A 13,481-nucleotide genomic window follows, 5' to 3' on the forward strand; every position below is an offset into this window, starting at 1 on the left:
AAGCCTTTTCGCTGGAACAAAACGGCTGAATCCATCATCAACTCTGTTAATCGCGCAAAGCTCACCGCAATCAAGAATAAGTTATTGAACTAACCAAACAGTCCACTAGCCCCTTTGCTTGTGGTGGGCACAATGCCCGGTGCATGCCGCTTCAGTTCTTGCCGAGGTGGTCTAGGAACTGATCGCGGATGACGTTTTTCCTGATCTTGCCTACTGGTGTGGTGGGCAGTGGCTGATCTTGGAAGTCGATACTGCGCGGGACTTTGTATCCGGCGATGTGTTCCCGGAAGAAGCGCATGAGCTCTTGTGCATCTGCCTGCGATCCCTGGCGCAGCACGACCAGGGCATGCACACTTTCGCCCCATTGTTGATGGGGAACGCCGATGACGGCGGCTTCCTGCACCGCCGGATGCAGGTATAGAACACGTTCGACTTCAACCGAATAGACGTTTTCACCACCGCTGACGATCATGTCCTTGTAGCGGTCGGCAACGAACAGGAAGCCCTGGTCGTCAAGGTATCCGGCGTCGCCGGTGTGCATCCAGCCGTCATACAATACCGCCTGCGTGCTGTCAGGACTTTTCAGATAGCTGTCCATCAGGGCCGTGCTGCGAATGCTGATCTCGCCAAGCACGTTGGCTGCAACCGGGGCGCCTTTGGTATCGACGATCCTGACTGACACACCTGGTGCGGGCTGGCCGGCGGATTTGATGCGAATCCCATCCGGGGTGTGATCTTCCCAATGCAGCATGGTGGCGAATCCACCGGTTTCGGTCATGCCGTATATCTGTCTGAATTGCCAGTCGGGCAACAGCTCGATGGCGCGCCGCATGAGCGCTTCCGGCATGGGAGAACCGCCATAGATGCAGGTTTTCAGTGAACTCAGGTCGTATTGGTTGAAGTCGGGATGAGTCATCAGCATGTTGATCATGGTCGGGACCAGCACGGTGTTGGTCGCCCGGTGCTGGCTGACGCCCAGCATGAAGGACTGCATTTCGAACTTCGGCAGGACAATGTGCGTGCCGCCGGACAGGGTGATGTACCAGACTGGGCTGGCGGCGGCGAAGTGGAAGAATCCCGGTACATAGATGTGCCTGAGATGGCGAGTGTGAGTGAGCATGCCCAGGTAGGACAGGGCGCTGAAGCAGATTGCCTGGTGCGACATGGTCACTCCCTTTAGGTGCCCTGTGATCCCGCCGGTATAGAAGATGACATACAGGTCATTGTCGGCACGGCCGCTGTCCGGTATGGCCGGGTGTTGCTCGATGAGTTGTTCATAACCGGGCATGTCTGCGGGGGCCGGCCCCTGGCCGATATGGATGATCCGTTCGAGTGCGGGGAGCTGGGTGGCAAGCTGGCGGGCCTGCTCGACGAAGTTCTCGTCCACCAGCAGGAAGCGCGCTCGGGAGTCTTCCAGGGCGTAGCGGTTTTCCTGCACGGACCAGCGAATGTTCAGGGGCGCCAGAATGCCCCCGCCCAGGGGACGGCAAAGAACGTTTCGATGTAGTTGTCGGAGTTCATGGACAGGACGGCGACCGTGTCACCGGCTTCAAGCCCCAGAGCCTGTAGCGCCGCTGCCGTCCGCGGAATGCGCTCACCAAGCTGTTGCCAGGATCTCTCCCGGCCTGCGCAAAGAGTGGCCGTGTGCTGGCCGCGAGAGTGTATGGCCTGTTCGAGCAGTTGCGTAATTCTCATGGCATGAAGTCCTTTATTGTTGTTATCCATGCGCAATGAGGCCGATCCTGTCCCGTGCGCCGCTAGGGTCGCTTTAACGCCAGACTTGCGTAAGAGCGGCCGGGCGGCGCTCCGCTTCAGCCGCGATTAACCTTAAAGGCGCTGAAAGCATCGCGGCTGAAGCAGCTCCTACGGAAAGCGACAGATGATTCGTGACGCGACACTAGGACAGCACCGGGCCACCAGGGTAGCCCGGCCAGTGTCAGAGACGCTCGTAGATGGCGGCAATACCTTGCCCGCCACCGATGCACAGACTGACCAGTGCGTAACGGGTTTGCGTGCGGTGCAGTTCATGGATGGCTTTCACGCTGATCAGCGCGCCGGTAGCGCCGACCGGGTGGCCCAGGGAAATACCGGAACCGTTGGTGTTGACCTTCTCCAGATCCAGCCCCAACTCGCTGGCTACGGCAAAAGCCTGCGCTGCAAAGGCTTCATTGATCTCGATGACGTCCATGTGCTCGAGGGTCAGGCCGGTTTTTTCCATCAGCTTGAGTATTGCAGGGACAGGGCCCATGCCCATGTAGTCGGGGTCGACACCTGCATGGGCATAGCCCACCAGGCGAGCCAACGGCTTGAGACCCTTGGCTTTGGCATACTGGCGTTCAGCCAGAACCAGCGCAGCAGCACCATCATTGAGTCCTGAGCTGTTGCCGGCGGTGACCATGCCGTTCTCGCGGAAGGCTGGACGCATGGCGGACAGCTGTTCAAGGGTTGCATCGGCGCGGACGTTTTCGTCGGCCTCAAAGCTCTTTTCGGTTTTTCCGGCACGTACGGTCACCGGCACGATCTGCTCTTTGAACCAGCCTTTTGCGGTCGCCCGTGCAGCCCGTTTCTGGCTTTCCAGAGCCAGCAAGTCCTGCTGCTCCCGGGATACGCCATAGCGCTCGGCGATGTTTTCAGCTGTCACGCCCATATGCAGCTTTTTCCAGGGGTCGTGCAGTATCGCATTCATGTAGTCGACTGCTGTTGCGTCACCCAGGCGCGAACCCCAGCGGTTGCTGGGCAATATGTAAGGGCCCCTGCTCATGGATTCCGCGCCACCGGCGACGGCAACGTCAATATCGCCGAGCAATATGGACTGTGCCGCGGAAACTACCGCTTGCAGGCCTGAGCCACACAGGCGGTTGACGTTGAAGGCGGGCACTTCAATAGGCATGCCGGCATCAACAGCCGCGACCCGGCTCAGATAGGCGTCCTCGGGCGCGGTCGGAATGACATTGCCCATCACCACATGGCCGACAGCGGCCGGGGCTACGCCTGAGCGCTCCAGCGCCGCCTTTACCACCGTGGTGGCGAGCCGGGTAAGCGGTACATCCTTGAGACTGCCGCCAAACCGGCCAATGGCGGTGCGAACGGCGCTGAGGACGATGACTTCACGTTGGCTCATGTTGTGTTCCTGTCTCATTGTCTTGGGGAATCAGGCGTTATTTTGCTGGCTGATCCACTGGCGAGCGAAGTCCAGATACCAATCGAGGCTTGCAGGATTGGCCATGGAGTCTTTGTTGACTACTTTTTCAACGGGATGTCCAAGCAAGAGTTTCTTGACTGGTAACTCCAGCTTTTTGCCCGACAGCGTGCGCGGAATAGCCGGCACGACAAAGACGTCGTTTGGAACATGGCGTGCCGTCAAGGCTTCGCGAATGCTGCTCATGATCTGATTGCGCAAGGCATCATCGAGGCTGGCGCCTTCGCCTAGCACGATAAACAGGGGCATGTAGGAAGGCTTACCGAGGAACTCCAGGTCGACCACCATGCTGTCCAGCACCTGCGGCAGTGCTTCGACGGCCTGATACAGTTCGCTGGTGCCCATGCGGATGCCGTGGCGGTTGATGGTGGCGTCCGATCGCCCATAGATAATCACGCCACCGTGTTCGGTGACCTTCATCCAGTCGCCGTGGCGCCATACACCCGGGAAAGTATCGAAATAACTATCCAGATAGCGCTGGTTGTCACTGTCATTCCAGAAGAACAGCGGCATGCAGGGCATGGGTTCAGTGCAGACCAGTTCACCTACTTCATCGATAACTGGCTCGCCGGCATCATTGAAGGCATGCACCGCGGCACCGAGCACCCGGCATTGCATTTCGCCACGGTAGACCGGCAAGGTCGGGATACCACCGATAAAGGGGCCTGCCAGATCGGTACCGCCGGACATGGGGGCCAGCCAGATGTCGCCATAGCCGACATTCTGCTGAATCCAGTCATAGCAGTCGGAGGCCAGCGGCGAACCGGTTGAGCCCACGGTTTTCAGTGCAGAGAGGTCGGCCAGTGCATTCGGGTTGATGTCGGCTTTCAGGCAGGAGGCGTAGAACGCGGCACCGGCGCCGAACAGGGTTGCTTTGCTTTTTCCGGCAAAGCGCCAGAGCGCACTCAGGTCGGGATAGCCCGGATTGCCATCAAAGATGCACAGGGTGCTGCCGACCAGCAAGCCGCCTACCTGGCAGTTCCACATGATCCAGCCGGTGGTTGAGTACCAGTGATAGCGGTCTTGCGGGCCGAGGTCATTGTGCAACCCCAGGCTGACTGACATGGCCAGCATGATGCCGCCGTGGCCGTGCACGATAGGTTTCGGCATGCCGGTGGTGCCCGAGGAATAGACTACCCACAGCGGGTGATCGAAGGGCAGCCAGGCGTGGCTCAGCAGCGCATCAGCCTGGGTCAGTTGATCCCACTGGTGGGCATTTTTCAGTTCTGCGCCTGCCAGGGCCGCACCCAGCACCGGTACGGCTACCAGATGCTGCAGTGTCGGCAATTGGCTGCGGATTTGCTCCACGACCTCGACCTTGGAGAAGGCCTTGCCGCCGTAATGGTAGCCATCACAGGCCAGCAGAACCTTGGGTTCGATCTGGCGGAAGCGGTCAAGCACGCTGACTGCGCCCATGTCCGGCGAGCAGACCGACCAGATCGCACCGATACTGGCGCAGGCAAGAAAGGCGACGACTGTCTCAGGCCGGTTGGGCAGGAACGCAACTACCCGATCCCCGCTGCTGACGCCCATGTTGCGCAGTGCATCAGCCAGCGAGGCAACCTGCCTCTCCAGTTCGGCCCAGGAAATTTCCTGTTCGTTACCGTTTTCGTCGGTAAACAGGATGGCCGGTCTTTCGCTGCTGGCGTGGCGAAAGACCTGGCTTACGTAGTTGACCTGGGCGCCTTTGAACCACTGAGCGCCCGGCATGCTCCTGGACTCCAGGACGCGGGTGTGTGGCGTAGGTGAGGCAATGTCGAAATACGCCCAAACGCTTTGCCAAAATCCTTCGATATCAGTGACCGACCACTCCCACAGAGCTGCGTAATCGGCAAAGCGGGTCTGCTCTGAGCGTGCAGCCAGCCACTGGGTGAAGTGGCTGATGCGTGCTTCCTCGCAGCGCTGTGCTGACGGTGTCCAGAATGCTGCCATGGTGCTGCCTCGTTTAACTCAGAAAACGCTATCAGTAGGATTTCGGCAGGCCGAGTACTTTTTCTGCGATGAAGGACAGGATCAATTGCGGTGAAATGGGGGCAATTCTGGGCAGCATGGATTCACGGAAGTAGCGCTCTACGTGATATTCCTTGGCATAGCCCATGCCACCGTGGGTCAGCACGGCAGTCTCGCAGGCGCGGTAACCGGCTTCGGCGCAGAAGAACTTGGCGGCGTTGGCTTCGGCCCCACAGGACATGCCGTTGTCATACAACCAGGCGCCTTTCTGATACAGCAAGGTACCCGCTTCAAGGTCTATCCAGCGCTCTGCCAGCGGGTGCTGGATGCCCTGGTTCTTGCCGATCGGGCGATCGAAGACGATACGCTCGTTGGCATAGGTCGCCGCCCGGCGCAGTGCCGCCTTGCCCAGACCGGTCGCTTCTGCGGCCAGCAGCAGGCGCTCCGGGTTCAGGCCGTGGAGGATGTACTCGAAGCCGCGGCCTTCCTCGCCGATGCGGTCTTCAACCGGAATTTCCAGACCGTCGATAAACAGCTGGTTGGAGTCGACAGCCTTGCGGCCCATTTTTTCGATTTCCCGGACTTCGATTTTGCTGCGATTCAGGTCGGTATAGAACAGGCTCAAGCCGTGGGTTGGAGATTTCACGTCCTCAATCGGCGTGGTGCGGGCCAGCAGCATGATCTTGTGGGCAACCTGGGCCGTGGAGATCCATACCTTCTGCCCGTTGACGATGTAGCGATCACCCTGGCGGACGGCCATGGTTTTCAGCTTCAGGGTGTTCAGGCCGGTGTTCGGTTCGGTCACGCCGAAGCAGGCCTGTTGCTCACCATTGATGATTGGCGGCAGCCAGCGGGCTTTCTGTTCTGCGTTGGCATGCGTGACCACCGGGTGCAGGCCAAACACGTTCATATGGATTGCCGAAGCGCCAGACAGGCCGGCGCCGGAGCCGCTCACGGTCTCCATCATCAGGCAGGCTTCGCTGATGCCCAGGCCAGCGCCACCGTATTCCTCCGGCATGGCAATACCCAGCCAGCCTTCTTTGGCCATAGCGCCATAAAAGTCCATGGGGAAGCCACCGACCTTGTCCTTGTGGGTCCAGTATTCGTCGTCAAATTTTTTGCAAATCTCTGCAACGGCAGAACGAATGGCGACTTGATCATCGCTCAAGGCAAAATTCATGGAGTACCCCCAGGTGAGTGGCCTGCTATCGAGGTGAGGCCAATAGCGGTTTCTGTTGGGGGTATTATTACATACGATATTGATGCATACAATATTGTTGAGCCATGCTCCAGTAGCGCTTCAGCTGTCAGGCAGGTGGCGCAACAGCGCGGCTATCTGTCTGTCCCAGGCCTGCGCATGGGCCGGGCTCCAGTCAGGCCCCAACAGTGTTGCCTGGACGTCGGCCAATGAATGCATGAATTCGCGGTAAAGGGCGGGATCCCGCACATCGAACGCGGCATGCTCAGTCGCGATCTGCTGCATGTAGGAGGCGACATAAGGTTTGCCCGCGGCACTGTCGCGCAGCAGGGAAATGATCTCGAACAGCATCTGTCCACAGCCCATGGGCGGGGTGGCGGGATCAATGACGGTGAACAGTCCGCTTGCCGCCGGGCAGCGTGAGAAAAACCGCGCGTAGACATCCGGGGTCAGGTCCTCGCTGCGGCTAGAGACCATCTCCAGGGTTTCTTCTAGCAGCGCGGCGTCGTCGGCCGGCGTGTCTGCTGCGACTGTCTGGGTATTTGGCATGGCAGGGTCAGCCCTTTTTCATGAGTGACTGTGATGGGCGCCGGCAGGGGAAATACGGGCAGGTTGACAGCGCCCACGGGGCAACCATCAGGTGGTTAGAAAACTCTTGAGCTCAAGGCGGTCATCGGCCAGCTTTGCTGCATCAACTGTCGTTGCGCTGGCGATCAGGCGTTTGCTGAGCATGAATTCCTGCGGACGGTTGACGCAGTCGGCGGCAATCAGCTGGCCGTTCTTCAGATAAAAGGCGGCAAAGCTCCGCGAGTGATCGCGGTCGCCGCGGATAACGACCTGGTCGTAGCCCTGGTTGAGTCCGGCCATTTGCAGTTTGAGGTCGTATTGGTCTGACCAGAACCAGGGCAGGGCGTCATAGGGCTTGTTTTTCCCGCAGATCGTCGCCGCTGCGGTTTTCGCCTGCTCGGAGGCGTTGGGCACGGACTCGAGGCGGATTCGGCCGTAGAGTTTTGAGGGGTGCGACGTGCAGTCCCCTGCGGCGACGATGTCCGGGTCCGAGGTGCGTGCCAGTTCATCAACGGTTATGCCGTTGGCGACTGCAAGGCCGGCATCTGCCGCCAGTTCTGTGTTTGGTATCACGCCGATGCCGATCACAACCAGGTCTGCCGGCAGGCGACTGCCGTCGGCGCAGAGTACCGCCGTGACCCGATCCTCACCCGCAAAGCCACTGACCACGGCATCGGTGCGGATAATGACGCCTTCCGCGCGGTGCACGCGCTGGAAAAATGCCGACATCTCCGGTGCGGTAACGCGGGCGAGGACTCGCGGCGCCATTTCCAGGACGGTGACCTGCATGCCGAGTTTTTTCAGCACGGCGGCTGTTTCAAGACCGATGTAACCACCGCCGACGATCACCGCGCGCTTGTGCTCGCCGGTGTGTTGCCGAATGGCATCGACATCCTGGATGTTGCGCAGGTAGTGCACGCCTTGCAGCTCGCTGCCGGGCAAGGCGACCTTGCGCACCCGGGCGCCCGTGCAGATCGCCAGCTTGTCATAGCTGAGGCGCTCGCCGTCATGCAAGGTAAGGGTCTTTTCAGCGCGGTTGATGGCGCTGACCCGGGTGCCCAGTCTGAACACGATGTTGTGCTTGCTGTAGATCTCTTGCGGGCGGATCAGGAGTTCGTCGGCGCTCTTTTCGCCGAGCAGATAAGCCTTGGAGAGCGGGGGGCGGTGATAGGGGACATACGCCTCGTCACCGATGACAATGATGTCTCCCTCCCAACCCTCCTGGCGAAGGCTGGGCGCTAGCTGCGCAGCGGCATGGCTGGCACCGATGATGATGCAGGTCGGACGCATGTTATCTCCTTGGGAGTATGGCCGCGGTCACACTGAGGTGCTTGGCAGTTGCGCGAAGTCGACCACCGGCCGAGCCTCCCGGGTACCTTTAAGCACCAGCTCGGGACAGGTCGGATCATTGGTCGAGATCATCACGTAGTCCGCGTGTACCTCGACCAGGGTGCCGACGAACGGGAAGTCCTCGAAGCGCTCCGGGATCCGATAGCTGACCATGTCGCCCACCTTGAAGGTGGACGGCTCGAAGTTGAAGGAAAAAGGACAGGATTCTGTGCTGCCGCCGAGGTGCTGCATGATTATTGCCCCCTGTCGCTGGCTGGCGACGAGTGTGGATTATTGGCCTTGCCGAGGATCAGATCTGCGGCTTTCTCGGCGATCATCATGGTCGGGAAGTTGGTATTGCCGCTGGTGATGTCGGGCATGATGGAGGCATCGATCACGCGCAGGCCATCAATGCCTCTGACCCGCAGATCGGCATCGACTACGGCCATGGGGCCATTGCCCATCATGCAGGTACCTACCGGATGGTAGAGGCTGTTGGCATGCTGGCGGATGTAACTATCGAGGTCGGCGTCGGCAGTGGCCATGGCTCCCGGGGCATATTCAGTGCCGCGAAAATCATCGTATGCGGCTTGGGCAAAGATGTTGCGGGTCAGGCGAATGCCTTCGCGCAATACGGGCAGATCAGCCGGATCGGAGAAATAGCGTGGGTCGATGGCCGGAGCGGCCGTCGGATCGCTGCAGCGAATCTTCACCGTGCCGGTGCTCAGCGGTCTGCTGACATTGAGAACCGACATGAAGCCTTCTTCAGCAATGATGTCCCGGCCATGATCGTTGTACATCAGGGGTACGGAGTAGATCTGCAGGTCGGGGTATTCCAGTTCGGGACTGGACTTCAGATGGCCCCAGGCTTCCAGTGCGCCGCTGGCCGCGGGGCCGGAGCGACTCAGCAAGTACTGGGCCAGGGTCTTGAGCATGGCCAGCGGTTTGAGCTCGGCTCGCAGGGAGTAGGCCTTGGTGCTGCGCTGCTTCACCGCTATGGCGATATGGTCGCGCAGGTTCTCGCCGACGCCGGGCAGTTCGTGCTTGGCCTGAATGCCCAATGGGCGCAATTCATCGGGATTGCCGATACCCGAGAGCTGCAGGATCTGCGGTGAGTTGATGGCGCCGCCGGACAGGATCACTTCGCAGTTGGCTTGGACGCTGAACGACCTGCCGCGCACCGTGTATTCGATGCCGGTGGCGCGCAGCCCCTCAAGCACAACCCGTTTAACGTAGGCGCCGGTCACCACACGCAGGTTGGGGCGATCGATAACAGGCTGCAGGTAGCAAGCCGAGGCACTTTGGCGCAGCCCGTCGAGGTAGTTGCCCTGCATCTGGGCCATGCCGAACGGGTTGCCTGCGTTCATGTCCGTGTTGAACGGGTGCCCGGCCTGTACGCCCGCGTCAATCCAGGCGCGCGAGAAGGGGTTCATTGCCTCCCTCGGGGTCAGCGTGACGCCGATTGGGCCGCAGTGCCCGCGCAAGGCCGGGTTGCCGTTAGGGTAGCGTTCAATGCGCTTGAAGTAAGGCAGGCACTCGGCGTAGGACCAGCCCGGGTTGCCGAGTTGAGCCCATTTATCATAATCACCGGGGTTGCCCCGTGAAACCACCAGGCCATTGATCGAGCTGGAGCCGCCGAGCACTTTGCCGCGGGGGAAGTACATGGTTCTGCCATTCAGGCCATCTTGCGCTACAGATTCAAAGTTCCAGTTGCCCTTGCCCGTTTTCATCAGCGCAAAGAAGCCGGCGGGCATTCTGTACAACAGGCTGTTGTCGCGGCCGCCCGCCTCCAGCAGCAGCACCTGCACGCTCGGGTCGGCGCTCAAGCGGTTGGCCAGCACGCATCCGGCAGAACCTGCGCCAACAATTATGTAGTCCGGTGTAGAGCTCATGTTATTGGCGTCCGGGTTTGTATAGCGGTGCCACCTTCGGGAGGGTGGGGTGCCGTGGCCAGTTGGGGCTACCGTATCCGCTTCTCAGTGCTGGGCGGCCGGCATCCGCAGAATCAGCCCGTCATGCTCGTCGCCGAGGGTGATTTGGCAAGCCAGTCGGCTGCAGGCTGTTGCGTTGTCGGTCAGTGCGAGCATGTCCTGCTCAATGCCCGGGGTTGCGCTGCCGATTTTCGCCAGCCACTGGTCGTCGGCATACACGTGGCAAGTGCCGCAGGCCGCCACGCCACCGCAGTCGCCGTCGATGCCGGGAACCATGTTGTCCAGTGCGGCATCCATGGCGGTTTGTCCGTTTGCGGCTTCGACCTGGTATTGCTGGTCATCCGCAGAGATGAAGGTGATTTTAGGCATGGTGCATGTTCCTATCGTAACTAGGTTAGTAGCCGCGGCTATCGCGCCGCTGTTGTGTGTTCAGGCGTGCAGGCGAACCAGTAGGTCGATATAGCCGTGTACCAGGTTGGAGGGGACGCGCACGGGTTCGCCGCAGACTTCAATCCGCGAGAAGCGATCGCACATCTCTTCCCAGAGAACTTTGAGCTGCAGTTCTGCCAGGCGATTGCCGAGGCAGCGGTGAATGCCGAAGCCAAAAGATAGATGGTGGCGCGCACGGGGACGGTCGGCGATAAAGTCCATCGGCCGATCGATGACTTCGTCATCACGGTTACCCGACAGGTACCACATCACCACCTTGTCGCCCTTGCGAATCTGTTTGCCGCGGAACTCAATGTCTTCAATGGCCGTGCGGCGCATATGCGCAATGGGGGTCTGCCAGCGCACCACTTCCGGAATGGCGCTGGCGAGCAGGGCGCGGTTGCCCTTCACTTTAGTAAATTCTTGCGGATACAGGTGGCAGGCCATGGCTGTGCCAGACATGGAGCTGCGGGTGGTGTCGTTACCGCCCACGATCAGCAGGGCGAGAGTGCCGAGGAAGTCGGTCGGCGTCATGTCCTGCATCTCTGGCGAGTGAGCCAGCATTGAGATCAGATCGGGCTTGGGCGGCATGTTCTGCCGTTCGGCATAGAGCTTCTGGAAGTAGGACAGGCACTCCATCAGCTCACTCTCGCGCTGCTCCCAGGAATCGACCAGGCCATAGCCCGGACGGGTAGTGATGATGTCGGACCAGCGGGTGAGTTTGCGCCGATCTTCGAAGGGGAAGTCGAGCAGGGTGGCCAGCATCATGGTGGTCAGTTCGATCGAGACCCGGTCGACCCAGTTGAACTCTTCACCGATCGGCAGCTCGCTCAGAATCCGCTTGGTTCGCTCGCGAATGGTCGCCTCGAAACGCAACAGATTCTGTGGTGCCACGATGGGGCTGACGACCATGCGATGGATGTCGTGCTTGGGCGGGTCCATGCCAAGAAAGTTGGGCAGTGAAATGCCGCCATCGACCGCATTCAGGGTTGTGTCATCCAATACAAAGCTGCCGTTGGTGTGGTCTGAAGAAAACACCTTGTGGTTGGTGTCAACGGCGACAATGTCATTGAATTTAGTGATCGACCAGTAGGGGCCGTATTCACTCGCCTTGCAATAGTGGACGGGGTCTTCGCGACGCAGCCGTTCGAAATAGGGATACAGTCCGTCACGCTCGAACAGCTCCGGTTTGCTCACGTCGATGTCTTCGAGAGCGATTGATTTGGCGAGTTCAACATCGATGCTATGGGGTGTCATCTTCGTCCTCCGGTATTGAGCAGTCGCGCTGCCTATATTGTTTTTTCAGTTTATGGAAGATGCCTATGCTTCACCCCGTACTTTTTGACGGGGTCGTCCGAGAAATTTGGGCGCTGCGGGAAACTGAGAGAAATACCTGACCTTCTCGGTGAGGTGTATTGGTCAACCGTAACCACTCCATGAACCCCCGCTTCTCGTGGGGGGGCTTTGCGTTTTACCGTGCTGCCGTTGATTGACAGTTCCACGGCAGCCGGCAGTAGCATTTCGTAGTCCTCTACTCTGCTGGCCAGCGGCAGATGTTCGAACACATGGAGTAACCCTGCATAGGGTTCTTGCCCCGTGGCCTTGGCGGTTTCCACCATGTTATTGAGCTGGCTATTTGTCACCGGCGCGGAATGCGCCGGCGCCATCCAAAGCCTTCTGGTCATCGCCAAACCAAACGGTATTGAGTCCCTCCGCCTGGTTTGAGGATACGCTGGAAAAACTTCCCACCTGGTGCAACAGCCGGATGATGAGCTATTACCCACCCTCGGTGTCAGCTCCTCACCTGCGTGAGTAAAGGTGGGGCCGCTGGACGCGGGACGACAGAACAAGGATATTGCCGTGCAGCGTGATATTGGCAGAGTGCAGGTTTCGCGCTGGCGCGAGCGCTATGCGCGTGAGCGCATGACTGGTATCGAGCGTGATCAACCGCGCGGTGCGCCGCCCGCGAAGGTGGATGAGGCGCGCCTGGTGGAACTGACTACGCAGAGTAAGCCATAAGCGACCACGCACTGGAGCACGCGCAAGATGGCCGCGGCACTGGGTGTGAGCGCCGCCAGCGTCTCGCGGTACTGGCTCCAATGGCCTGAAGCCGCACCTTGTGCGGGGCTTCAAGGTTTCGCGCCCCCCCCCCGGTGTCTACCAGCGTGCCTGGCTGACTGGCGCCATCGACGAGTACATCGCGCACCACAACACCAATCCCAAGCCATTCATCTGGACCAAGAGCGCTCGCGACATCCTGCAGAAGGTCATGCGCGCCAATAGCCGCTTAAGTTCCTAACAGAATGAAACGTAAGCGCTCCATAAACCTCATCTACAAATGATCCGCAGGCCAGCCAATGCTGTGCTCCAATTTCTTTCTGGAGCCCGCCGCCATGATGCGCCCCGACGCCAAAGTCGAAAAAGTCTACCTCTACCCCAAGCCGGTGGATTTCCGAAAATCCATCGACGGCCTGGCCGCCCTGGTCGAGCTGGACATCAAAGTAGCCGTGTTCGACCCGGTACTGTTCGTCTTTCTCAACAAGTCGCGTAACCGGGTGAAGATCTTGTACTGGGAGCGCAATGGCTTCTGTCTGTGGCTCAAGCGCCTTGATGCCGAGCGATTCAAAATATCGCCTGACGATCAAGACGAAGCCATCGTGCTGACGGTTCAGGAATTGAACTGGCTGCTGGATGGTTTCGACCTCTGGCGCAACCGCCCACACCAGGTTTTGACGCCGCGTTTCGTGACCTGAGCCGGTATAATCCACGGCATGATTTCCGTGCCCGAAACCCTTCCTGACGACCCTATTTTGCTGAAGCAGCTTCTGCTGTCGCTGCATGAGCAGATGTCTTCGAAGGACAAGGAAATAACTGCCAA

Annotated in this window: 12 protein-coding genes and 2 pseudogenes; 2 read left to right on the forward strand and 12 right to left on the reverse strand. The window is 59.6% G+C overall.

Annotated elements, in window-relative coordinates; all coding sequences use genetic code 11:
- Positions 1 to 151: 151 nt before the first annotated feature.
- The 12 genes and pseudogenes from BM315_RS25605 to BM315_RS25155 form a co-directional block, all read right to left on the reverse strand.
- Positions 152 to 598, reverse strand: a complete 447-nt coding sequence (locus BM315_RS25605) for a class I adenylate-forming enzyme family protein (protein ID WP_425287802.1) — start codon at positions 596 to 598, stop codon at positions 152 to 154.
- Between the two features lie 45 nt (positions 599 to 643).
- Positions 644 to 1,725: pseudogene (locus BM315_RS25610) on the reverse strand (AMP-binding protein); the annotation flags it as partial.
- Positions 1,726 to 1,936: 211 nt separating this feature from the next.
- Positions 1,937 to 3,121 carry an acetyl-CoA C-acyltransferase family protein gene (locus BM315_RS23075; RefSeq protein WP_090505913.1) on the reverse strand — a complete coding sequence of 395 codons (1,185 nt, stop codon included), beginning with the start codon at positions 3,119 to 3,121 and terminating at the stop codon, positions 1,937 to 1,939.
- A gap of 30 nt (positions 3,122 to 3,151) precedes the next feature.
- Positions 3,152 to 5,131, reverse strand: a complete 1,980-nt coding sequence (locus BM315_RS23080; protein WP_090505915.1) for an acetoacetate--CoA ligase — start codon at positions 5,129 to 5,131, stop codon at positions 3,152 to 3,154.
- Between the two features lie 31 nt (positions 5,132 to 5,162).
- Positions 5,163 to 6,329: an acyl-CoA dehydrogenase family protein gene (locus tag BM315_RS23085; protein WP_090505917.1), complete on the reverse strand. Its 1,167-nt coding sequence runs from the start codon at positions 6,327 to 6,329 to the stop codon at positions 5,163 to 5,165.
- Between the two features lie 120 nt (positions 6,330 to 6,449).
- Positions 6,450 to 6,896 (reverse strand): globin, encoded by a 447-nt coding sequence (locus BM315_RS23090; RefSeq protein WP_090505919.1) that lies wholly within the window; start codon positions 6,894 to 6,896, stop codon positions 6,450 to 6,452.
- 87 nt (positions 6,897 to 6,983) lie between these two features.
- Positions 6,984 to 8,204: an NAD(P)/FAD-dependent oxidoreductase gene (locus tag BM315_RS23095; RefSeq protein WP_090505921.1), complete on the reverse strand. Its 1,221-nt coding sequence runs from the start codon at positions 8,202 to 8,204 to the stop codon at positions 6,984 to 6,986.
- Positions 8,205 to 8,231: 27 nt separating this feature from the next.
- Complete coding sequence (locus BM315_RS23100; RefSeq protein WP_090505923.1) at positions 8,232 to 8,495, reverse strand: hypothetical protein; 264 nt, start codon at positions 8,493 to 8,495, stop codon at positions 8,232 to 8,234.
- A 2-nt stretch (positions 8,496 to 8,497) separates the two neighbouring features.
- Positions 8,498 to 10,135 carry a GMC family oxidoreductase gene (locus tag BM315_RS23105; RefSeq protein ID WP_090505925.1) on the reverse strand — a complete coding sequence of 546 codons (1,638 nt, stop codon included), beginning with the start codon at positions 10,133 to 10,135 and terminating at the stop codon, positions 8,498 to 8,500.
- 84 nt (positions 10,136 to 10,219) lie between these two features.
- Positions 10,220 to 10,543: a 2Fe-2S iron-sulfur cluster-binding protein gene (locus tag BM315_RS23110; protein ID WP_090505927.1), complete on the reverse strand. Its 324-nt coding sequence runs from the start codon at positions 10,541 to 10,543 to the stop codon at positions 10,220 to 10,222.
- Between the two features lie 60 nt (positions 10,544 to 10,603).
- Complete coding sequence (locus BM315_RS23115; protein WP_090505929.1) at positions 10,604 to 11,860, reverse strand: cytochrome P450; 1,257 nt, start codon at positions 11,858 to 11,860, stop codon at positions 10,604 to 10,606.
- Between the two features lie 251 nt (positions 11,861 to 12,111).
- Positions 12,112 to 12,234: pseudogene (locus BM315_RS25155) on the reverse strand (transposase domain-containing protein); the annotation flags it as partial.
- A gap of 229 nt (positions 12,235 to 12,463) precedes the next feature.
- Here BM315_RS25155 and BM315_RS24780 point away from each other — a divergent pair.
- Together BM315_RS24780 and tnpB are read left to right on the forward strand one after the other, a co-directional pair.
- Positions 12,464 to 12,622, forward strand: a complete 159-nt coding sequence (locus BM315_RS24780; RefSeq protein ID WP_170862301.1) for a hypothetical protein — start codon at positions 12,464 to 12,466, stop codon at positions 12,620 to 12,622.
- A gap of 374 nt (positions 12,623 to 12,996) precedes the next feature.
- Positions 12,997 to 13,356, forward strand: coding sequence for an IS66 family insertion sequence element accessory protein TnpB (gene tnpB / locus BM315_RS23125; protein WP_244527364.1), 360 nt, complete (start codon positions 12,997 to 12,999; stop codon positions 13,354 to 13,356).
- Positions 13,357 to 13,481 lie beyond the last annotated feature (125 nt).

This window comes from Pseudomonas borbori, assembly GCF_900115555.1.
Lineage (GTDB): Bacteria > Pseudomonadota > Gammaproteobacteria > Pseudomonadales > Pseudomonadaceae > Aquipseudomonas > Aquipseudomonas borbori.